General features: G+C 54.0%; 24 protein-coding genes and 1 tRNA gene. 10 read left to right on the forward strand and 15 right to left on the reverse strand.

What is annotated here, in order from left to right; genetic code table 11:
* The first annotated feature begins 104 nt into the window (after nucleotides 1-104).
* Nucleotides 105-761, forward strand: a complete 657-nt coding sequence (locus N5098_RS07625) for a DUF7119 family protein (RefSeq protein ID WP_267637168.1) — start codon at nucleotides 105-107, stop codon at nucleotides 759-761.
* A gap of 34 nt (nucleotides 762-795) precedes the next feature.
* Nucleotides 796-869, forward strand: a tRNA-Lys gene (locus N5098_RS07630).
* A gap of 130 nt (nucleotides 870-999) precedes the next feature.
* Here N5098_RS07630 and N5098_RS07635 read toward each other — a convergent pair.
* Genes N5098_RS07635 through N5098_RS07655 form a run of 5 tightly spaced genes read right to left on the reverse strand, consistent with a single transcriptional unit; the run spans nucleotide 1,000 to nucleotide 7,265 of the window.
* Nucleotides 1,000-2,310, reverse strand: coding sequence for an ABC transporter ATP-binding protein (locus N5098_RS07635; protein ID WP_267637169.1), 1,311 nt, complete (start codon nucleotides 2,308-2,310; stop codon nucleotides 1,000-1,002).
* Nucleotides 2,307-3,488, reverse strand: coding sequence for an ABC transporter ATP-binding protein (locus N5098_RS07640; protein WP_267637170.1), 1,182 nt, complete (start codon nucleotides 3,486-3,488; stop codon nucleotides 2,307-2,309). Before N5098_RS07640 ends, N5098_RS07635 begins: the two co-directional genes overlap by 4 nt.
* On the reverse strand, nucleotides 3,489-4,493 hold the full coding sequence (locus tag N5098_RS07645) for an ABC transporter permease (protein WP_267637172.1): 1,005 nt from the start codon (nucleotides 4,491-4,493) through the stop codon (nucleotides 3,489-3,491). It abuts the gene before it with no gap.
* 16 nt (nucleotides 4,494-4,509) lie between these two features.
* Entirely contained in the window at nucleotides 4,510-5,499 is a 990-nt protein-coding gene (locus tag N5098_RS07650; RefSeq protein ID WP_267637173.1) for an ABC transporter permease, read from the reverse strand.
* A 35-nt stretch (nucleotides 5,500-5,534) separates the two neighbouring features.
* Nucleotides 5,535-7,265 carry an ABC transporter substrate-binding protein gene (locus N5098_RS07655; protein WP_267637175.1) on the reverse strand — a complete coding sequence of 577 codons (1,731 nt, stop codon included), beginning with the start codon at nucleotides 7,263-7,265 and terminating at the stop codon, nucleotides 5,535-5,537.
* 164 nt (nucleotides 7,266-7,429) lie between these two features.
* On the opposite strand from N5098_RS07655, the gene N5098_RS07660 reads away from it, so the two are divergent.
* Complete coding sequence (locus N5098_RS07660) at nucleotides 7,430-7,921, forward strand: DUF7529 family protein (RefSeq protein WP_267637177.1); 492 nt, start codon at nucleotides 7,430-7,432, stop codon at nucleotides 7,919-7,921.
* 45 nt (nucleotides 7,922-7,966) lie between these two features.
* Here the strand turns inward: N5098_RS07660 and N5098_RS07665 are convergent, their stop codons facing one another.
* Nucleotides 7,967-8,551 (reverse strand): hypothetical protein, encoded by a 585-nt coding sequence (locus N5098_RS07665; protein WP_267637178.1) that lies wholly within the window; start codon nucleotides 8,549-8,551, stop codon nucleotides 7,967-7,969.
* A gap of 88 nt (nucleotides 8,552-8,639) precedes the next feature.
* Between N5098_RS07665 and N5098_RS07670 the strand changes: the two genes are divergently transcribed.
* The 3 genes from N5098_RS07670 (at nucleotide 8,640) to N5098_RS07680 (ending at nucleotide 12,249) form a co-directional block, all read left to right on the forward strand.
* Complete coding sequence (locus N5098_RS07670) at nucleotides 8,640-8,888, forward strand: DUF8123 family protein (RefSeq protein ID WP_267637179.1); 249 nt, start codon at nucleotides 8,640-8,642, stop codon at nucleotides 8,886-8,888.
* Nucleotides 8,889-8,945: 57 nt separating this feature from the next.
* Nucleotides 8,946-11,057 (forward strand): AAA family ATPase, encoded by a 2,112-nt coding sequence (locus N5098_RS07675; protein WP_267637181.1) that lies wholly within the window; start codon nucleotides 8,946-8,948, stop codon nucleotides 11,055-11,057.
* 139 nt (nucleotides 11,058-11,196) lie between these two features.
* The gene (locus tag N5098_RS07680; RefSeq protein WP_267637182.1) at nucleotides 11,197-12,249 is read left to right on the forward strand and encodes a PAS domain S-box protein; all 1,053 of its coding nucleotides are present in this window, start codon (nucleotides 11,197-11,199) and stop codon (nucleotides 12,247-12,249) included.
* A gap of 205 nt (nucleotides 12,250-12,454) precedes the next feature.
* Here the strand turns inward: N5098_RS07680 and N5098_RS07685 are convergent, their stop codons facing one another.
* From N5098_RS07685 to N5098_RS07705, 5 genes are all read right to left on the reverse strand, one after another.
* Nucleotides 12,455-13,264: a nitrilase-related carbon-nitrogen hydrolase gene (locus N5098_RS07685; RefSeq protein WP_267637527.1), complete on the reverse strand. Its 810-nt coding sequence runs from the start codon at nucleotides 13,262-13,264 to the stop codon at nucleotides 12,455-12,457.
* A 60-nt stretch (nucleotides 13,265-13,324) separates the two neighbouring features.
* Nucleotides 13,325-13,576: a DUF7123 family protein gene (locus N5098_RS07690; protein WP_267637183.1), complete on the reverse strand. Its 252-nt coding sequence runs from the start codon at nucleotides 13,574-13,576 to the stop codon at nucleotides 13,325-13,327.
* 88 nt (nucleotides 13,577-13,664) lie between these two features.
* Nucleotides 13,665-13,880, reverse strand: coding sequence for a DUF7525 family protein (locus N5098_RS07695; RefSeq protein WP_267637184.1), 216 nt, complete (start codon nucleotides 13,878-13,880; stop codon nucleotides 13,665-13,667).
* 52 nt (nucleotides 13,881-13,932) lie between these two features.
* Nucleotides 13,933-14,970, reverse strand: coding sequence for a phosphate signaling complex PhoU family protein (locus N5098_RS07700; protein ID WP_267637185.1), 1,038 nt, complete (start codon nucleotides 14,968-14,970; stop codon nucleotides 13,933-13,935).
* A 59-nt stretch (nucleotides 14,971-15,029) separates the two neighbouring features.
* Nucleotides 15,030-16,103: an ATP-NAD kinase family protein gene (locus N5098_RS07705; protein ID WP_267637187.1), complete on the reverse strand. Its 1,074-nt coding sequence runs from the start codon at nucleotides 16,101-16,103 to the stop codon at nucleotides 15,030-15,032.
* 90 nt (nucleotides 16,104-16,193) lie between these two features.
* On the opposite strand from N5098_RS07705, the gene N5098_RS07710 reads away from it, so the two are divergent.
* Entirely contained in the window at nucleotides 16,194-16,322 is a 129-nt protein-coding gene (locus N5098_RS07710; protein ID WP_267637188.1) for a hypothetical protein, read from the forward strand.
* 6 nt (nucleotides 16,323-16,328) lie between these two features.
* Here the strand turns inward: N5098_RS07710 and N5098_RS07715 are convergent, their stop codons facing one another.
* The 4 genes from N5098_RS07715 to srp19 all read right to left on the reverse strand — a co-directional run bounded on the left by N5098_RS07715 (nucleotide 16,329) and on the right by srp19 (nucleotide 19,132).
* Nucleotides 16,329-17,018: a competence/damage-inducible protein A gene (locus N5098_RS07715; RefSeq protein ID WP_267637189.1), complete on the reverse strand. Its 690-nt coding sequence runs from the start codon at nucleotides 17,016-17,018 to the stop codon at nucleotides 16,329-16,331.
* An 84-nt stretch (nucleotides 17,019-17,102) separates the two neighbouring features.
* Complete coding sequence (locus tag N5098_RS07720; RefSeq protein ID WP_267637190.1) at nucleotides 17,103-18,569, reverse strand: cryptochrome/photolyase family protein; 1,467 nt, start codon at nucleotides 18,567-18,569, stop codon at nucleotides 17,103-17,105.
* 60 nt (nucleotides 18,570-18,629) lie between these two features.
* Nucleotides 18,630-18,857 (reverse strand): H/ACA ribonucleoprotein complex subunit GAR1, encoded by a 228-nt coding sequence (locus N5098_RS07725; RefSeq protein ID WP_267637191.1) that lies wholly within the window; start codon nucleotides 18,855-18,857, stop codon nucleotides 18,630-18,632.
* Nucleotides 18,854-19,132: a signal recognition particle subunit SRP19 gene (srp19, locus tag N5098_RS07730; RefSeq protein WP_267637192.1), complete on the reverse strand. Its 279-nt coding sequence runs from the start codon at nucleotides 19,130-19,132 to the stop codon at nucleotides 18,854-18,856. Before srp19 ends, N5098_RS07725 begins: the two co-directional genes overlap by 4 nt.
* An 84-nt stretch (nucleotides 19,133-19,216) precedes the next feature.
* Here srp19 and N5098_RS07735 point away from each other — a divergent pair, with 84 nt between their 5' ends.
* The 3 genes from N5098_RS07735 to N5098_RS07745 all read left to right on the forward strand — a co-directional run bounded on the left by N5098_RS07735 (nucleotide 19,217) and on the right by N5098_RS07745 (nucleotide 21,542).
* Nucleotides 19,217-19,618: a DUF8062 family protein gene (locus N5098_RS07735; RefSeq protein ID WP_267637193.1), complete on the forward strand. Its 402-nt coding sequence runs from the start codon at nucleotides 19,217-19,219 to the stop codon at nucleotides 19,616-19,618.
* Between the two features lie 102 nt (nucleotides 19,619-19,720).
* Complete coding sequence (locus N5098_RS07740) at nucleotides 19,721-20,587, forward strand: CheF family chemotaxis protein (protein WP_267637194.1); 867 nt, start codon at nucleotides 19,721-19,723, stop codon at nucleotides 20,585-20,587.
* Between the two features lie 91 nt (nucleotides 20,588-20,678).
* Complete coding sequence (locus N5098_RS07745; protein WP_267637195.1) at nucleotides 20,679-21,542, forward strand: CheF family chemotaxis protein; 864 nt, start codon at nucleotides 20,679-20,681, stop codon at nucleotides 21,540-21,542.
* The last annotated feature ends 20 nt before the right edge of the window (nucleotides 21,543-21,562 follow it).

Here is a 21,562-nt window from a genome sequence, read left to right on the forward strand (position 1 = left end):
CATAGAAAGCCAAAAAGAGCGTACCGGGGGATTTAGCTCCCAGCTTGGTGTCGATATTCGTCATAGTAGAGAGACTTTTGCGAGTAGCACACATAGCGATGCCCATGCCCAACGAGAACGGCAACAGCCCGTTGCCGACAGAACGCAACTCTCCAGTTGGTGACCCCGTTGTTCGAGGTGACCCCACAGTTACTGGTGACGCTGACGCTGTATCGTTTGACCCTGACGACTCCGAAAGCGTCGCGACTGCCAGCGAAACAGTCGACACGTTCGCCACTGCAGACCCCGGCGAAATGGACACAAAGGCGATGTTGCGTGGGGCTGCAGCGTGTGCCGTTCTCGTTCGAGGAGAAGGCTCCTACAAAGATGCCGCAGAGCGAACAGGAGAGGAAGTTGGTGTCTCGTTTGTGCGGACATGGGCGCGAGTCCACGACCTGCCTCGGCCGGTCAGACGACACGTCGGATTAGGAGATATTGCCCCTTCAACAGCCAAACATATCGGACGGCTCACCGGAACCGACCGGTTGCACCTTGCTTGGGCAGCGATTGACCACGATATGACGGTGCGGGAGGTACGCTCAGTAGTACGTGATGTTACGGAGGGAACCACACTCGAAACAGCACTTGCGGAGCTTGGGTACCGTCTGGGTGAGATAACGGTCGAACTCCCGGTCAGCGAGTACTGTCTCCTCCGGCGGAATTCATCTGTGGCCGGGCAATCGCCCGGGGAGACCATCGCCGAACTGTTTCGCGAATCGTAAGTATTTAACTCACCACCACCTGAATGGAGAGTGAGGGCCGGTAGCTCAGTTTGGCAGAGCGTCTGGCTTTTAACCAGATGGCCGCGTGTTCAAATCGCGCCCGGCCCGTGCAACAAACTGCCGAGTGGCAACGAGGCAGTGAGTGGACCGACAGCACTCCATGTGACTGTAGGGCAGTCATAGCCCGAACAGAGAGAGTGACTTGCTTCTTGCCGGATAGTAACGAGACAGTAGTTCCCTACTTGTACAGGTGACAGGCAACTGGTTGCTCGTCGTCGGTAAGCTGGGGGTTCGACGTCTCGCAGATGCTTTCGTACTCGGACCTGAGTTCAGTCGCAGCGCGTTCCCACTCTTCGTCTACAAGATGGGCGATTGCGTCGTTAACAGTAGATTCGTGCGACGACGGCAGTTCTATATCGAGCACTTCGTCTTTTACTGTCTCGACAAACGCCTTCTGTTCTCTGCTGTCGAGTTCTGTTGCGCTTTCGGAAATCCCGGCATCTTGGGCAATCTTGTGGACTGAAATTTCTTCGTTCTCAACCAACTCTCTGAAGTGCATGAGTTCACGATAAACGTGCTGGTCAATATCCATGCTGTTTGGTGATATGACCTCCGGGCAGCGTGTTCTGAACCGGCAGCCACTTGGTGGGTTTCGTGGCGAGGGGACATCCCCTTGTAGTGTCTCGATATCTCTGTCACGCTCGGCTGTCTCAGCTCGAGGAACACTCTCAAGCAGTGCCTTTGTATAGGGATGTTTTGGCGATTCAAACAGTGTGTCCACGTCTGCAATCTCAGCGATTTCGCCGAGATACATCACCGCAACGCGGTCACAGATGTGTCGAATAACTGAAAGGTCATGAGAGATAAGTAGGTAGGTCAGTTCAAACTCCTCTTGTAAGTCAGCGAGAAGGTTGAGTATCTGGGCCTGCACCGAGACATCGAGCGCACTTGTCGGTTCATCGAGGACCAGAAAGTCGGGATTCAATGCCAGTGCACGTGCGATACCAATCCGCTGTCGCTGTCCCCCGGAGAACTCACTCGGGTAGCGGTCGAATTGGTCTTCTGAGAGCCCGACGCGTTCAAGAAGGTCACGAACTCGCTCGTTACGCTCTGTTTTTGTCCCGATATTGTGAATATCGAGCGCTTCTCGTACTGTCTGGCCGACAGGGACCCGCGGGTCAAGGCTCGTATAAGGGTCTTGAAAGACAACCTGAGCGTTCCGTCGGAACTCAGAGAGGTCATCTCCGTTCATCTCAAACACTCGGTCGCCTCTGAACTGAACACTACCGTCTGTCGCCTCTTGGAGGCGAAGAACCGTCTCACCAGTGGTAGATTTGCCACAGCCGGATTCTCCCACGAGACCTAGCGTTTCACCACGGTGTATGTTGAACGAGATACCGTCAACCGCGCGAATAGAAACCGGTCCATTCCCAAGCAGTCGGTCAATAATGTTGTCGTTATCGTAGAAATGCTTTTCTAGGTTCCGGACTTCCACGAGTGGCCCACTCGACTCTGGCTGTGCTGACCGGAGTGTGTCTTTGAGGCTCATGAGTCTTCACCTTCAAACTGACCGGGGTCCAGAGCGTCCGACTCGTCGTACTCCTCTTTAGCGAGGACACATTGTACTTCATGCTCCTTTGCACCGTCGACAGACAGATCCGCCGGTTTCTCCAAGCAGGTCTTCATGGCTTTCGGGCAGCGGTCGGCAAAGTAACACCGATTCCCCATTTCTTCGTCCATCAAACTCGGCACGTTCCCCTCAATAGGCTGTAATCGGCCGCCAGCACTGCCTATGTCAGGAATCGAGCCAAGTAGGCCTTTAGTGTACGGATGCACCGCTTCATCAAAGATATTAGAGAGAGTCCCGCGCTCAACAATCTCACCTGCGTACATCACTCCGACGCGGTCACACATCCTCGCGATAACGCCGAGGTTGTGCGTGATGAGTAGTATTGTCATGCCTGTCTCCTCTTGTATGTCCCGGAGAAGATTGAGGACCTGTGCCTGAATAGTGACATCGAGTGCAGTCGTCGGTTCGTCAGCGACCAAGATATCCGGCTCTCCGGCCAGTGCCTGAGCAATCATCGCCCGCTGGAGCATTCCACCGGAGTACTCGTGTGGATACTCGTCGACGCGCTCTTCTGGGTCAGGAATCCCAACTTGCTGAAGCAGTTCGACAGCCCGGTCTTTACTCTCGGAGCTAACGTAGCTCCTGTTGGGCATTATCGTCCCGTAAGCATAGGAACGAAGCGAGTACGCCGAAGAACTCGTTCGTGATTTGACCGAACGCGGGTTCGAACTGGCCCGTCGCTGAACCTCGACAGCCTCAGCAATCTGCTCGCCGACAGTCAATGTCGGGTTGAAGCTGCTCTCAGGGTCCTGAAAAATCATGCTGAATGACGGCCCTCTCAACGACCGGACAACATCTTCCGGAAGCGCAGCCAAATCAACGTAGTCACCGTCAACAGCTTCTGGATTGCTGTCTTCGATTTCGTCGGCGACTTCGGCGTTCCTGTACTCTATTTTGCCTGCTGTAATCTTTCCTGGCGATTCGATGAGGCGGATTAGCGACCGCGCTGTCACGCTTTTGCCGCTACCACTCTCACCGACGATGCCAAACACTTCACCGTCATCGATAGACATCGAGAGCGATTCGACTGCGTTTACTTGGCCCGATTTCGTGAAAAATCGGGTCGAGAGGTCAGAGATACGGAGTATTGGTTTCATTTACATGCCACCTCCTTCGCCTTCAATATCTGGATCCAGTGCATCCCGCAACCAGTCGCCGACAAGATTGATGCCGATGACGGCAAGGACAATCGCTAAGCCGGGAACGGTCGCAATCCACCATGAGGTCGCAAGCAGGTCACGCCCTTGTGAGATGTCGAACCCCCATGAGAGGTTCGTCCCGGAGAATCCGAGGAACGAGAGCGAACTTTCTAGCAGGATAATGACTGCAACTTGAATTGTTGCCAGCACGATAATCGGTGTCAGACTGTTTGGTAAGACATGCCGAATCATTAACCGTGGGTTGCTTGCCCCCAGACTGCGAGACGCTTTGACGTAATTGCGCTCGCGCACGGTCAATGCCTCGCCCCGCGCGACTCTGGCGAACCAGACCCAGTTGACCAATGCGACAACAAGTGTCACAGTTAAGGGTAGGGTAAACGAACTGGGCATTCCATCGACAAGACCTAGGGCCACGAACGGATCAGGTATATCAATTGTTTGAGGTCCGAGTAACCCGATAAGTGCGATTGCTAATACGAGCGCAGGGAACGCGAGCATGATATCTGCAAAGCGCATCAACCCGTCGTCGACACGGCCGCCGTAAAAGCCCGCGATTAACCCTACAGTGACACCAGTTAACATAGCAATTAGCGTTCCAAGAACCCCAACAGCGAGCGATGTACGTGCCCCATACACAACCCTAGAGAACATGTCCTGTCCGAGCTGATTCGTTCCCAGTGGATGGTCGAGACTCCCGCCCACTGTCTCTGTGACCGTCTGTCGTTCGCCATCAATAAACTGGATTTCTTCGGTACTTTCGGTAAAGCCTACTGGCGGAATGTTCGACTCCGAGAGGTTCTGTTCTTTTGGGTTTTGCGTGGCTAAAAACGGCGCAAAGGTGGCAACAAGAATGATGGCGACCACCAAGACAATGCCGATTTTCGCCATAAGGCTTCTGCGCAACTCTGCACGAATGCTCTGCTTGACACGGTCAGAAATCATTGTATCAACTCCCTGTTCATTCGAACTCCACCTGTGGATTGAGGTACGTGTACAGCGCGTCCACAAATATATTTATGATAACGAACCCGGTACCGATGATGATGATTGTCCCTTGAATTAGCGGCCAGTCACGCTGATTGATTGCGTCGATAACCAGCGTCCCGAGTCCCGGCCAAGAGAACACTGATTCGGTAATGACCGCGCCGCCAATGAGTGTTCCCAACTGCAATCCGAGAACAGTGATGATTGGAATCATCGTATTCCGGAGGACGTGTTTATATCGGACAAGTGTCTCCGGTAGTCCCTTCGCACGCGAGGACTCCACGTATGATTTGCCAAGTTCTTCGAGCATCCCACTTCTCGTGAGACGGACAATCAGTGCCGTGAAGTAGGTTCCAAGGGTGACTGCGGGCAAAATGATGTGTTCCAACCAGGCACGGATACCCAGTGTACTCTGGTCGAAAATCAGCATCTCGACCGCTGGAGCAAACCCGATGATTCGCCTGCTCGTGGGGAGGAGTTCGAACTGGACACCCACCACGAGAATGAGCATAATCCCCAACCAGAAGTTGGGTGTGCTGATGCCAGCCAACGAGAAACTCGTTGCAGCGTAGTCGACTGGTTCGTTCCGACGGGTTGCACTAATAACGCCAAGCGGTATCGAGAACACGATAGCGACAACTGTCGACGCAATTGCTAACTCGAGCGTTGCCGGAAGACGCCGGAAGATGATGTCACTTGCCGGCTGCCCCCGCAGGAACGAGTAGCCCATATCCCCTTGTACGAGGCTTGTGACATATTCGAAGTACTGGACATACAGCGGCTTGTCGAGCCCGAGATCGGCGGCCAGTGACTGCCGCAGCTCCGGCGACGCATCCAGCGGTGCGACAAAGTCTATCGGGTTTCCTGGCGTGATAAACCGCAACAGGAAGACGATAGTAATCACTCCCCACACCACGAGAAGCCCCTGTAACGTTCGCCTGATGAAGAATCTGGTTAGTCGCATTAGCAGGATTGAAACGTATACGTCGAGTGACCGTTCTATTCAGCCCGATCCATCCCCTGAGCGAGGAAGAACTCGTCTTGGCGGGGCTCCCATTCAATACGGTTGTTGATACCATAGACGAGGAACTCCTGATTGAGGAATACCCATGTTGCATCGTCGTGAGCTAATTGGTTCGCTTCCTTGAACAACTGCTCACGTTCCTCTGGGTCGGCCTCTTCGCTCGCTTGGGAAAGCAAACGTCCCATCTCCTCGTTGACGTAATGGTATCCAGAGGTTCCCTCAGTCAACCAGAAGACCATGGTCTGTGAGGCATCGAACGTTGTGTTCCCCCACCCAATATTGTAGAACTCTGGCTGGGTCGTAATATCTCCGTCAAGCAACTCTCCAGTAAGCGTTCCGAAATCACGACTCACAGCTTCACAGGAAACGTTGCTCAACTCATCGATAAACCCAGCGGCCGCCTGCACAAGCTCGTCGTTTAGGAGATACCGTCCAGCCGGATACTCGATTTCGATTTCTGCGCCGGCATGTCCGCTCTCTTCGACGAGTTGCTCTGCCTGTTCCGGGTCGTACGGATACGGCTCGATATCTTCGTTGTGGCCGAAGAATCCTGGGAGAGTTGGCTGGCCGGTCGGTTTACCGAACCCACGAAGGATTTCTTCGATCATCTGTTCGAGGTCGATAGCGTAATTCATCGCCTGCCGGAACTCGGTACTCGAGAACGGCTCCACGTCGTACCGCATCGGCATGAACAGAATCCGCGTACTCCCTGTGTCAGCAATTCGCAGGTCGTCTGCGCCCTGAATCCGGCCCGCATCTGCTGGGGGAACTGCTGAGACAATATCAGTCTCTCCGGCTTCAAGTTGTCCCGTTCGGGTGCTATTTTCACTTGCCGCGATAATCTCAACTTGCGTAGCGTCCGGCATCTCTCCCCAGTAGTCGTCGTACCGTTCGAACACTGTCGACTCTCCTTCGTTGTACTCTGCAAGCTGATATGGGCCAGTTCCGTTTATATCGACAGCAATATCATCGGAAGACTTGTCGGAAATCCATTGCTCGCTGACGACCGGACAGTAGGAGGCAATCTCTTGGAACACCATCGGGTTGACGCCGTCCGAGTGGACGATGATAGCGTTTTCACCATCGACCACCTCGGCGTCAACGATACCTGCAAGCTGGTCACGCTGGGGACTTTCTAGTCCGCCCACGTCTGGGTCGACAACGCGCTTAACGCTGAATGCGCAGTCACTGGGCGTAAGCTCAGTACCATCGTGGAACGTGACACCTTCCCGGATTGTGAACTTGTGCCTGTCGGGGGCAAGCTGTTCCCATTCCGTAGCGAGACTTTCGATAATCTCACCGCTTCCGGTCCGCCAGAGAATGCCCTCGTACGCGTGCAGTAAGACGTTATCTGTTGTGGTTTCACGGTGGTCGTGTGGGTCAAGCGTCGTCGGGTCCTGCCGCTGAGTCATTGTAATCTCAAATGGCTCACTATCACTACCGTCACTGCCATCTTCCCCATCTTCGCTTCCGCCATCACTACCGTCTTCGCTTCCGCCGTCACTACCGTCTTCGCTTCCGCCGTCACTACCGTCTTCAGTTCCGCCATCACTACCGTCTTCAGTTCCGCCATCACTACCGTCTTCTAGTTCATCTTCACTATCGCCCGTACAACCTGCCAGAGCGAGGCTTGTCACTGCCGCCCCAGTCGCTCCAGCATATTCCAAGAATCCACGTCTGTCCAGCTCTTCGTTATCTTCTGCCATAGCCGTGGTAACGAATGTCTCCTATATAAAATCTGTGCCCTAGTCAACCATTGTCGTTGTCGCCAAACAGCACAGTTATTGTTGGTCTTTGTTGTCCGTTGTCTCTCTCATCTGGCGATCGGACAACAGACAGCTTTTTTTTTAGCACTCCCTCAATGCTTGGTATGACCGATGAGGAAGCTACGAGTTCGCCGTTTAATGCCTTCTGGCAGGACCTTCTGGATGATACAGCAGCAACTGCAGCTGAATACGAGTCCGAAGGGTGGACTGTCCACACACTTTCTCCTGGCGACGTGACAGCGGTCTACGACAGGGAGGGACCGGACCGCTTGAGCGTACTCGTTCCCGACGCCGAGTTCGAGGAAACTCAGAATCTCGTCGACACTGGGACGTTTGACACTGTAGAGGTCTATAGAAAGACCGTCAGCTCGGTTGTGTTCTTGCTCGTTGTCGAACAGGACTCTGAATCCGAGACGGCCATTATGCTTCCGGTGTACTACAACACTGTGTCTGATTCGGAATTCTCCGACGTAATTCAGAAAAACGAGGAGATACTTCTCCATGTTCATCCCCTCGACAATGATGACGGAGTGACATTCGCTCATGAAGACATTTCGCCGTTTCTTCCTGATGCTGCCCCAGAGAGCTCCGAGTAGTACCCTCTCTCAAACGATACACGAAAGCGATTCGACAACAACCCCTCAATCAGTGTCTCCTGATTCGGCAACCGATTCGGTCCACGGACCAGCCGGCGGGTCTGCTGTCTCCTTTCGTACATCGAGGGGGAGTCTTTCACGTGCCCATTCGACACCAACGGCAACGTTTTGACCGGTTCCGTCGACGTGGTTGACACTTTCGTCCGGGTTGACACTCGATGACTCTTCGTGGGCATACACGTCAGTGCGTGCGTCGTCGGTCGCAAATAGCATGACATGGAGCTGGCGATTGGCAAGTGGTGACTCCCGATAGACCCACGAGCCACACTCGGACCTGCCGCCCAGTGTTTTGACCCGAGAAAACGGATTCCGGACAAAGTTCTGTTCCCAGAGAAATGTGTCGACGACTGCAGGGGGCATATTCAGTGTCCCGGCATACTCTCCGACTGTGATTGGTCGAGGACCCATCCGTGTGTCGACGTGGGCACCAAGATGAGAGAGGCTCTGCCGAACAGACTCCCACCAGCGGCCTTCTGGTCCAATGTTGTATCGAACCGGCAGGGCATACGTCATCACAAACCCGAGTCCCGCACCGAACCGTATCACAGCATCAGGGAGTCCAGACTTCATACCGCCAGCGTTGTACGCACTGGCAGATATACTTTTAAAATCGGTCGAAACCACGGGACTTACCACGGAGAACACCGACAGTCAAGATATGAGCGTACTCACATACGACGACAAACTCGAAATTCTCGGGCTTCTAGGTGGTGTATTCATCATCCTCGTCGCGCTGGGAACGCTGCTTGAACCCCCGTGGACGACGAATGGGGCCACAGGAGCAGCAATCGTTCAAACAATCGGTGTTTTTCTTTCGGTCGCTGTTGGGTTGGTCCTTATAGAGATCACGTACGGTGGTGGCCTTCGTGGCCTTCTTCCGGGTGGCTCTTCAGAGACTGAGACGTAACAGCTCAATGAGAAACGCTCCGTAAAGATAAACCGAGCGTCGCCCGTATCGCCGGATATGACAGACGGCGATGGCATCGTTGAGGTCCGGGTCGAGGGCGCTCGCAAGAGCGATGCAGGGCGCGGTCGGGCACGGATTCCTGATGCAATAAAGACGAAACTTGAAGTGTTGAGTGGCGACCCTGTAATCATCGAGGGCTCCAGATTGACGGTAGCGAAAGTTTGGCCCAGCGATGAGGATGGACAGTTCGTCCGCATTGACTCAGACACGCGCGCGAGTGCAGGCGTAAACATCGGCGACACAGTCAGAGTTCGGACCGGAAGTGTCGAAGATGCACAACAGGTTACACTTCACCCAGCCACTGAACACGCTAATGAGACAGCATCTGAGCAATCACTCCGTCAACAACTTCGTGACGACCTTATCAGGAAAGGCAAGCAGATCCGCGTTGAAGGGTACGGTCCGTACGTTGTGACGAACACCACACCGGCCGGTTCGGTAAAGATTACTGGCTCAACCCAGGTAGAGCTAGTACCGTCTGTTGCGTCCATCGAAGAAAGTAACAAGAACCCAGCAGACTCTGAGACAGAGAGGCCAGTCGAAACAGCGACGACCTACGAAGATATCGGTGGTCTCGACGAAGAGTTAGATCTCGTCCGTGAGATGATTGAACTCCCGCTCTCGGAGCCGGAGCTGTTCACGCGTTTGGGCATCGAACCACCAAAAGGAGTCCTGCTTTATGGGCCGCCTGGGACTGGAAAAACACTGATTGCTCGCGCGGTTGCGAACGAAGTAGATGCGTATTTTGACACCATCTCAGGGCCGGAAATTGTCTCGAAGTACAAAGGCGAGTCCGAAGAACGGCTTCGACAGGCCTTCGAGGATGCCAGCGAGAACGCCCCGGCAATTTTATTTATCGATGAGATTGATTCAATAGCTGGTGCACGCGACAAGGACGCCGACATGGAAAACCGCGTTGTCGCACAGCTGTTGACGCTGCTTGACGGGCTCGAAGCGAACGAACAGGTCATTGTCATCGGGGCAACCAACCGCGTCGATGCTATCGATGATGCAATTCGTCGGGGCGGTCGGTTCGACCGCGAGATTGAAATTGGTGTCCCGGATGTCACTGCTCGGCGAGAGATTCTGGAGGTACATACTCGTGATATGCCACTCGGCGAGGATGTCGACCCTGTGACAGTTGCCGACCGAACACACGGGTTCGTCGGTGCTGACCTTGCATCGCTGTGTCGAGAAGCCGGGATGAGTGCACTCCGTCGCGGTAATCACGACGCAGCGGAGCTTGAAGTTAGCTACGCCGACTTCGAGACCGCAATGACGGGCGTCGAGCCCTCTGGCATGAGAGAGTATGTCGCCGAGCAACCGGATACGACCTTTGAGGAGGTTGGTGGACTCGAGGAAACCAAAAACCGGCTGACAGAGGCGGTTGAATGGCCCCTTACATATGGTCCTCTGTTTGAGGAGGCAGGAACCGACCCGCCATCGGGCGTCCTCCTCTATGGCCCCCCAGGCACAGGGAAAACGCTGCTTGCAGAAGGAATAGCCGGCGAGAGTGGTGTCAACTTTGTTCGAGTAAACGGTCCCGAGATACTGGACAGGTACGTTGGCGAATCTGAGGCTGCAATCAGAGACTTGTTTGAGCGGGCAAGACAGGCAGCTCCCTCTATTGTCTTTCTCGATGAACTGGACGCAATTGCAAGTAGCCGCGGCGATGGAAACGAAGTCTCCGAGCGTGTCGTTTCTCAGTTACTCACCGAGATGGACCGCGCTGCGAGCCACCCCAAGCTGGTTGTTCTCGCTGCGACCAACCGTAAAGCCGATGTCGATCCAGCATTGTTGCGACCAGGCCGACTCGAACAACATATCGAAGTACCAAATCCAGACGAGGCCGCCCGGCGAGAGATTCTGGAAGTTCACACGAACGGTGCGCCACTTGAAGAGACAGTTAATCTCGATGAGCTTGCGACATCAACAGCAGGCTACTCCGGTGCAGATATCGAGGCACTTGCTCGTGAGGCCTCAATGCGAGCGATTCGAACTGTTGCAACCGAAATTGACCCTGACGAAATAGAGCAACAGGCCGATACTGTCACGATTACAGACGAAGACTTCGAGCAGGCGCGGCAAACGCTCAACGAGCGGCAGTAACTCCTTTCAATCTCTCAATATGGGGTCTATCGGGGAGTGCACAACAGATGTTGGGGCAGATGCTCTCGACCACACAATGTCTCTCCCCGTGACATTAAGTGACAGGCATATCATAACACATATCGCAACTAGTTAATTTATGAGCGACGATGGGACTGTCCCTACCCATAGTTCGGACACCGACGACCTATCGCGGTATGCGTATCTAGTTGAACAAGCCGAAGATGGACTGTATATGCTGGACGAGAATGGACGTTTTAGTGTTGTCAACGAGGCATTTGTGGATCTAACGGGCTATGAACGAGATGAGATAATCGGTAACCGGGTAACGATGGTATTAGAAGACAATGCCCGTAAAGAAATTAATGCAACCATCCGGTCTGCAATGCGGACCGGCGAGGGGTCGGGCTCAGCGCTGACGACGTTACTCTCTAAATCTGGGGGAGAGAAACCCGTCGAAATCCGGTTCAAACTGCTTCCGTTCGCAGATGGGTACAACGGGCTGACAGGAGTTGCACGGGATATACGTGCCCGTCAGCATCGAGAACAGAAATTAGACGTGTTGAGCCGCGTTCTCAGGCACAACGTCCGGAACAAACTGAATCTTATTTTCGGCCACGCGCAGACGCTTCAGAACACCGAAGAGGACCATCTACAGGAGGCCGCTGAACAGATAGAAGCCGCTGCAGACGAGCTCATCCAGTTGAGTGAGAAAGCGCGGACAGCACAGACAGAAGTCGGGTTCAATCCGACAGTAGAGCGTCAGATGAGTGTCGTTGAACTTATCGAGCACCTTGCTGTGCAACACCAGCGAAAATATCCTGATTCGCGTATCAAAACAGATCTACCCCAAGAGCTCGTTGCAGATATCCCAAAGTCGTATCGAATTGCGATCTCTGAGCTTGTAGAAAACGCAATCGAACACAATCCGGACGATGAGCCCCGTGTGCAAATCAGACTAAAGCGAGTCGATTCCGACATCATCACCGTCATCGAAGATGCGTGTCCACCGATACCCAGCACGGACCAGGAAGCCATCAATGTCGGCGAGGAGACACCGCTCGTACACTCGATGGGAATTGGGCTGTGGCTGGCAAACTGGGTTGCAGATACTGTTGGGGGAGAACTGGAACTCGACCGACTCGACGATGATACCGGAAACAGGGCAACATTACGGCTCCACGGTCTTTGAGAAATTACAGCACCGCTTTGACAACGAATACGTCGTCCGAGACGTGTCGAAAAAGCGTCGGGACGAGGAGAGGGTCGTCCGGACGACCCTATTGGCCCGCCGAGGAGAAACTGGCCGAATGTTGTGTGCCGGTCCGACGTGAAAAGCGTCTCCCGGCAGACAGTACAAGGTGGCTATTATGTTTAAAACCCCCGGCTGTGGCAATCTAGTATCGGCGGTCTTCTAGCGCCGGAAACTCTGTCCGTCGTTGCTGAACTTCTGTGTGTTCAATTTGTGTTGTCACAATTCCCGGTTCTTCGTCGAGTCGGGCGACTGCGGTTCCCCATGGGTCATACACCGTCGAACGGCCAACCAACGTCGCGTCATCGAACGTTCCGGACCCGTTTATCGTCGCCACATAGCAGAGATTCTCAACTGCACGCGCCCGCGGAAGGAGTTTCCAGTGTTCGACGCGTGGGTACGGCCAGGCACTTGGCACAAGAATTAGCGACACGCCTTTGTCAACAAGTCGGCGATACAGTTCCGGGAACCGGAGATCATAGCAGGTTGTCATTCCAACAGTAAAGTTACCGAACGCGACCGTCGCGAGTGACTCCCCGCTTGTTAGTAGGTCCTGTTCAGCAGAGTCGTACCCGAACAAATGGTGTTTTCGATAGACGCCCTGGGATGTCCCATCAGTATCGATAAACACCGAAGCGTTCGCGTACCCACTCTCAGCAGGCGTCTCGAAACCGGCATTTGAGCTGGCTTCGAGGTCTTCAACGATACTTCCCGCCAGCACGCCAATATCGTGCTTGGCTGCGACAGCCTGCAACTTCTTGACTGTTTTCCCGTCAAGTGGTTCAGCGTGCTCGGCGTAGCTATCGAATGCAAAGTACCCGACAGTGAATATCTCCGGGAGAGCAACGAGATCAGCACCACGGTTTGCGGCAGCTTCGACAGCATCGACAGCGCGTGCCCTGTTTCCGGCTACGTCTCCACTGTCTATTTCGAGTTGTGCGAGTGCCAGTGTCAGTGCCATTGACGAGTGGTCACACCCTGCAGTCAAAGAGATTGGCCTTTGTCGTTTCGATTCTCAGCCCTGTGTGACACGCCACGTCGTTGAGCGTGCTCTGCCCCATTTTTCGATTTCCACGTCGTCAGTTTCCTCATCAAGCTTCGGAAGGCGCGCGCCGACCTGTTTCGAAGAGAGCCCGATGTGCTTGGCAATATTTTTCGAGCGAAAATAACTCTCACCTCGAGATACCTGGTCGCGGAGGTAATCGAGAATCTGCCGGTCCTCCTCGCTGAGGTCGATTTGTGGGTCGTCCTCACTCTGAGTGGTCATTATTGTATGTAGGTAGTCAAGCGTATTAACGGTTATTAGTGAGTTTAAAAATCGGCGGTGCGTCCTGCATAGTGTGCTGACGGATCTGCTACTCGTAGACGTGGATAGCGACGATAGCGAGACTGCCAGCGATTAGCGCGACGGTCAGGGCCAATCCCGAGAAAAGTTGCATTGATTCGCTATGGTCTCCCATAAACGAGATATATGATGATGCTGCCGTGCCAACTGATGCTAGCACAGCAATAATTCCGAGCAAGAGTCCAAGCCCCGTTGCCATATCTGACTGCTGTGAAGTCTCTGCCATACACTCTGATTTAGTTGTTCGCTACTTAGTTTGTGTGGTACTGAGCGATTAGTTACTGGAGCGTGATATGGTCTGACTCCTCGTCAAGTGCAAGGTTTGTCGCTATCTCAGCATTTCGGACAGCATAGCGGGCTGTCTCGTCGAGACTTACCAGGACTTCTCGACTCTGGAGTAACTGTGTGTTCTGCATCTCAGGCAGGTCAGCAAGGATATCTCGTTCGCGGTTTTCTACCTCGCCAAACCGTTTTTTAACCTCGATTGCTGTTTGGTAGTCGCGTTCGACAGCAGATTCGACCGCAAGCTCGGTTAACTCGTTGACTTCTTCAGTGTACTCTCTGATTCGGCGCATGGTCTCGCTTTCGACGTTGAGTGCATGTCCCTCCGCTTTGAGTGCGGTTTCAGCGATATCTTCGGCGTTATCCGCTGTCAGTTCGAGATTTTTTGCGACCGAGCGATAGCCAATAAGCGGGAAACTGTCGTTCAGACCGACTGACCGCGCTAGGTTGGGGTTCTGATACGCGGTAAACAGGAGTCGAAGCACCAACACGAATATTTTGTTTGCTTGCCGTTCCCTGTTCAGTGCTCGTTGCGCGAGATCTGGGTTCTCGTGTGCCAGCGACCGAATCGCTTCGTTGCGCATCGTACTCCCCGTCGATTCGAGCCGCTCAAGCAGGTTGTCGAGCGTAAAATCTTCTGGGTCGACAGAGCAACGAATTGTAATTCGTTCGGGGGTTTCTTCGACGACACCGAGCCCCATCAACTGGGTCTCCGCGTTGTACACTGCGTTGATGTGGTTGCTTGGCAGGGTAGGTTTATTCTCGCCGACTTCTACATGAATGATGCGTCGACCGAGAACGTACTGGGCAATAATGGCTCGTTCAACCGAGTCAGCGTCCAGTCCGCTGGTCGTAATGACGGCTTCAGTGCCTTCGCTGTGTGCGGACTCTGGCAACACTGTTAAGGTTCCCTTGCCGCCAAGTCTGAGCGATACTTCGTCACCTTTCTCGACGTTGTACTCACCTGCCCACTCTGCTGGCAGCGTCATCGCGAGGGTTGATGGCCCCAAACGCTGTACCTTCCGGGTTTCCATGTACCCTTTATTATTTGCTTTTCACCTTAAGGATATCCATACCTCCTAGATGACACACACTATACGACTTCCATCAAGCGTCGCTCGTGGCGACCGACGCGGACACGCTGCCATCCCCGGAGTCTCTCGTCGAGGGCCTCGTCGCCGGTATCGACCCGAAGAACGCCAATATCGTCAAGTTTTCGACGGGAAGCAACAATTTCGATATCCGAGCGTCGGAGTACGTCCGGTGAGATTTGCTGATTCCCACGGCCAAATACGAACCCCTGTCCTCCAATGGGGGAGACAACAACCACATTGTTCTCCCCAAGTGCACCACGAATCTCGTCTGCAGCTCCATCTTCGACCAGCAACTCTCCGCCACGGTAGACATCAACGCCGAGCGCAGTTCCGTCCACGCCAAGTTTCTCTGCGATAGTTCCCACTGTGCTCCCGGGAGCGAGAACACAGGTCATATCGGCTGTGATCTCTTCTGTAAATCCTTCAGCAAGACCCTGAACTGAGCCGCCGCCCAGTTGTTTACTCGACTGTCGTTGTTCGGCAGCCGGCACTGAGGCGAGTGCACGGAGTTCTGTTTTCACCTCGCCGTCCCGATACTCGTCTTCGTCGATATCGTTGACCTCTGCAGGCTCAGTCTCGTGAAAGGTTGCCGCGATGTGACCTGCTGCCTCTGGCGAGACACCAAACACCTCTGAGTAGACTTTTACTCCGGCAGGAACACCTAAAATAGGGATCTCTTGGTCAGTCTCTTCAATCAGGGTTGCGACGTCGACCGCGGTTCCATCGCCGCCCACAAAGAGGACTAAATCAATATCATGCTTGAGGTATTCGGAGACGGCATCGCGGGTGTCGGTTGCGCGCGTTTCGGTTTTTGCTCCATCCGGCTGGCCGACAACAGTTGGTTCGATACCGACTTCGCGGGCTTGGTCTGCGCCCATGACCCCACCGTAGGTGTATAGCTTGAGCTCAGCACTAGCATCAGCAAGTGCAACGAGTGCGTCACGTGCCCGGTCAGGAGCACGCATTTCTGCCCCGCGCTGGATTGCTTCTGATACTTTTCCATCTGTCCCTTTAAGACCAACACGACCGCCCATCCCTGCGATAGGGTTGACGACAAACCCGATTCGACGCATCTTACGGTAGTTCGGGCGTTGTGGTAAAAAGCACCATCATACTAAATCAAAACGGAATACATTAATTACGCTCGGGTCTAAGAGTCAGTCATGAGTGAACTAGTCCTTGAAGCCACACAGGTCGGAGTCGGTGCGAGCACTGTCGACGCAGCAGCGTGGGTACTCCTGCTTGGCGGTATCGTTCTCGCAGCACTCTGGGTCAGAGCACTGACCACGTAATTTCACCTACTCTGTCGGTTCGACGCGTTCCTGTAACCAAGATACTGCGCCCGACACTGTTTTTTCGCTGGTTCCCTCAACCCGCAACCGAACGTCTTCGCCCGGATAGCTTCCAACGCTGACATCGAATTCCTCTTGAACTGTGACGATTCTATCAAGCAGGTGACTCTCTGGCTCGGGCGTCCTGACAGTTTCCACGTACGTCTGCTCGCCGCTGAACTCGTCTGCCACTTCCTGAAACATTGCTTTCATCTCTGCTGGAACACCTGGCAAAACGTATGCTTTTTCGATGACACAGCCCGGCGCAACTCCCTCAGGATTCGGTAACATCGTCGCTTGTTTGGGGACATGTGTCGTCTTGGGAGCTAGGTCATCGTTGCTGTACCCTTTCTCCGATTCGAGCCACTGAGTGACTTCTTCGTCGTGAGCAAGTTCTGTCCCGAACGCGGCGGCCACCCCTTTCATCGTCATGTCATCGGGAGTCGGTCCGAGACCACCCGTGACGATGACAGCGTCGTACTCTGCGTGATATTCGTTAACAACACGGGCAATATCTGAGACGCTGTCCGGAACGGCAGCCATCCGACCGACGGTGACACCAAACCCTTGAAGCTGTCGGCCGAGCCAGGCTGCATTCGTATTTGTCGTCTCACCGTTGAGTATCTCGTCTCCGACGGTGACTAGGGCAACGTGCATGCACAGAATCTTGGACGCTATGGCTAAAAGGGCAGCCTCTCGATGCGGCGATTATTTACCGGCTGTGTTAACAGTAGGCACGATTCACTCGTCGCCACGTGCTCGCTCAAACATCGAGATTGCCTGCTCACGGCGCTCGCTGTGGTCGACAATCGGTGATGGGTAGTCGGCTGCGTGCCGTTTCCGTGTTCCAAGGTCCTGTTCGTGCCAGGAATGAATGATATCCGCAGACACTCCTTTTAACTCGTCGACGTACTCCATGATATATTCGGCGTCTGGGTCGTACCGCTCGCCTTGTGTCATCGGGTTAAAGATGCGGAAATACGGTTGTGAATCGGTTCCCGTAGAGGCAGCCCACTGCCAGCCACCATTGTCGTTTGCAGTGTCGTGGTCGACGAGTTTCTGCTTGAACCAGTCGTAGCCTTCCCGCCAGTCAATGAGCAAATCCTTCGTGAGAAACGACGCAACAATCATCCGTACCCTGTTGTGCATGTACCCTTCTTTTCTGAGCTGGCGCATTCCGGCGTCGACAATTGGATAGCCAGTTTTGCCGTCTTTCCACGCCTGCAAGTCAGACTCATCGGTTCGCCACTCGATTGGGTTCTCGTACTCCTTGAAATTCGCCGTCACAACATTTGGCCGATCCCAAAGCACCTGTGTGTAGAACTCGCGCCAGGCAAGTTGGTCTTGATACTCGTAGACCGATTCGCGTTCTTCGTCGGTGTCAGCAGACGCCTTTGCTTGTTCAGTTGCGTTGTAGACGGTACGAATCCCGATTGTTCCGTACTTGAGATGTGGCGAGAGGTGTGACGTACAGCTGTCGGCTGGATAGTCTCGCCGCTCGGCGTATCGGTAGATATCGCCCTCACAAAAGGAGTCGAGCAACGCCTTCGCACTCTCTGTCCCTCCCGTCGGGACCGTTGGACCCGGAGTATCGAAGCCAAGTTCCTCCAGAGACGGAATCGAGCTATAGAGCGTGACATCGTCTTCGTCGTCTCCGCGCTTGGCAGCACCAATCGTCTCAACAACGTCTGTATGACCGAGTGTCGCAAGCGAGTCTGGCGTTGGCGGCGCAACTGGCTCTGTTTTCGGGCGCTTGTGCCATTTTTTTGAGAAGTAGGTGAACACCTTGTAGGGGTCTCCAGCATTTGTCGTAATCTCTCCCGGTGCGTGATGGACGGCGTCGTCGACTGTATGTCGGTCTATATCTGTGTCGTCAAGCGCTCGCCTGACTGCACTGTCGCGCTGCCGAGCCAAGCCTGAGTAGTCACGGCACCATGTCACTGTCTCTGCATCGACCGCGTTGGCAACCGCTGGGACAGCGTCTGTTGGATTTCCGTGTGCTATCAATAGCGTGGCGTCACGCTTTCGATACGCCGCCTGCAGGGCTTGGAGTGAATCGAGAAGGAACGCCATCCGTGGGGGTGTGGCGTTTCGCAAAATTGTGGGGTCGAATACGAACAGGGAGACTGTTTGGTCCGCATCTACGTCGGCGACAAGCCCTCGGTTGTCGCTCAGGCGCAGATCCTTGCGGTGCCAGTGAAGGTGCATGTACTGTCGTTGGACTCTGCGCACTTCAAGCCAGGCGACTGCCTTCCTGATACAGACCCGTCATGTTTGTGTATAGAGTGGGTTCCCAACGAGCAGGGCAGGATTCTCGACTGTCGGCGAGACAGCCAGATAGGGGCGGTCTACTGGACCAAAGAGATCAACCACATGCCCAACAGTGTCTAAGGAGTCATCGACAAGCTCAGTTCCGAGTGTTAGCTCGTCACCGTTGGGCATCCGAACGACAACGACCCCCTGTGCTATCCCCACAGCAGTTCCGGCCCGTTTCATTTCCGAATCGCACCAAGATAAGCTGCGGTCGCGCTGACGAGGTCACTCTTGCTTGCGTCGTCTGCACCCTGTACAAGAACACGACCGCGTGGTTCGTACTCTCTGGGATAGGTCTTTTTTCGTTCGATAACAGCGTCGTAGCCCACCTGCTGGACGGCTTTGGCAATTTCGTCGACTGTCGGCTCCGATACTGCCATCTCCTCGGGCACGCGCCGTCCCTCAGAACGAGGAAGGTCTAAATCGAAATACGCTGGCCAGATGACGTTTTCAACCATACTGGCATTTGGGACACGATGGTACAAACCTCTTGTTTTGCAAGACGGAGTTACCTTCATTAGGATGGCCGGGAAACCTGTACTGTGGACAGAAACGACCAGTCGGGGTCACAACCTGACGGCAGCCCACTAGAGACGGACCTACCTGACGAAGCCAAGCCAGCACCGACGGTCAGCTGTTCAGTCTGCGACGAAGAATGGGAGTTGTCCTACGAGCTTACTGAGTTGCATGCGGGGAATCGTGCGATCGAACAATTTGCGCTTGATCACTGTCGTCATACTGGACATTATCCCGACGACATCGCTCCGTGGACTGTCTCCTGTGAGGACTGCCAGGCAGAAGAACGATACCTCGAGCAACGGCCTGCTAAGCGGTTCGGTAAAACCCATGTACGGCACACAGGCCACAGCGTTAGTGTCGACAGCCCGACCCAAGAAACACACCAGATTGAGCCCAGCACAGTCCCGGCACACGAATCCGAGTAACCACAGCACCAATCGTCGCCGGTTTGGTCGTGTGTCAGGCGTCGGACGACGTGGGAGGCCTTTTATACCAGTCACCACATATGACCAGTATAAGAGACGCGAATGAGCGAGGGTGAACAGAAGCTTGTCGATACGTCAGGCGATTATCTCTATGCAATCAAGAGCGGTGAGCCTCTTGCAGACGCCAGTTGGCGCTCTTGTCGAATCGTGTTGACCGACAAGCGACTCGTCCTCTCGACAAACAGTAATAAACAAGCAATCCCTCACTCGAAAATCAGGCTTCTCAAAGACGAGACGACACTACCCGAGACATATCAGGATGGTAGAGCAACGCCACTTCGTATCGGCTCGAATGTTATTCTTGTCGACGCACAGCAGGTCGATTCGTTTGAAATCGAGTTCTGCCGTGCGGCGTTGCACGACGAGGTTATTCTGACAAAACACCCTGCGAAGGTCGGCGGTGTTGTCCAAGATGATGCAAGCTGGTCGAAAGCCAAATTTCGACTAAACGGAGACCGCATATCGCTTCGCTTGCCAGAAAATCAGACACTCTCCTTTCCCATCGAAGACGTGGGAACTATCGAAACAGCACAACAGCACGTGATGGGTGAAGAGCGGACTATCGTCGAAGCTGAACATACTGACGAAGACGACCGAAGCGTTGAGACCCATCTCTCTGGAACAGACCGGCATACAGAGGCCCTCGATTCACTGCTAACGACTACGATAGAGCAACGTGAAGACGAATATGAACTGTCAGAAGTCGAAAGCCAAGTGCTGATGGCTCTCTATTCAGGTGTTTCTCCGTTTGAGATAGCAGACTTCGTCGGCATTCCGGTCGACGAAGTCGAAGAAGTGTACCAGACGCTCCTTGAGGCAGGGGCGGTTGATAAAATTCGCACGCGGACTGAAGTCTCTCTGAATGCACACGGTCGGAATCTTGCCAGCGAAGCGATGAACGAGCGCTAATTGAGCCGACCACTTGTACGCCTCTCACCCTACGAAGGCCACAACGTATAATTGCGTCCACGAAAAATCATAAGCAGGAAAACCGTCTCCAATGAGTTCGTCAGAAACGAAAATAGAAGATACGCAGGGGAAATTTTTACACGCTGTAAAGAACGGGCAAGAACTGACTACCGCGGAGTGGCAGCAGTGCCGGGTAATGTTGACCAACAAGCGCATCGTAATCGTCTCTGACGGAAAAATAACGATACCGCTCAGCGATATAAACCAGATGGGCGAACGGTATGACATTAACCAGCAGGCGGCCTCAGAGACACGGTATACGACGCTCCACGTTGGAAACGAAGTGTTGCTGGTGACAACACCAGACCACGAAGTGTTCGAAACAAATTTTTACAGGGCTTTTTTAGACGGCGCGGTCATCTACGTGAAACACCCTGCAGTTGTTGGCGGTGTCATCCAAGGCATTGACTGGCAGCGTGGCCGGCTTAAAGTCACGAAAGACGATGTCAAGATGGTGTTGGAGGACGGACAGAAATTCGTCATTGAGCGTGACGACATTGGGGAGTTCGAAACCGACGAACGTACCGTTGCCGGGGAAGAACGGAATATTCTAGAAGTCGAACACACTGACGAAGATGGACGCAGTGTCCAAACGTATCTCTCGGGACGGGAGCACCATATCTCCGTACTAAAACAGGTACTCGAAGAGGGGGCTGAGCAAAATCGTGCAGATCTCGAACTTGACCCGATAGAACGCCGTGTCGTCATGGCTCTATACAGCGGTGTCTCTCCGTTTGCTATCTCCGAGTTTGTCGGCATTGATGTCGAAAAAGCCGAGAATATCTACGACGAACTCATTGAACTGGATGTTATTGAAGTCGTCCGTGAACGCAGAGAGGTTTCACTGACGGCACAGGGCCGCAAGGTAGCCGGCGAGGCGATGGGCGAACAGTGATAACGGCAGCACAAATTACA

It is taken from the genome of Halovenus rubra (assembly GCF_026586665.1).
In the GTDB taxonomy this organism is placed as follows: Archaea; Halobacteriota; Halobacteria; order Halobacteriales; family Haloarculaceae; genus Halovenus; species Halovenus rubra.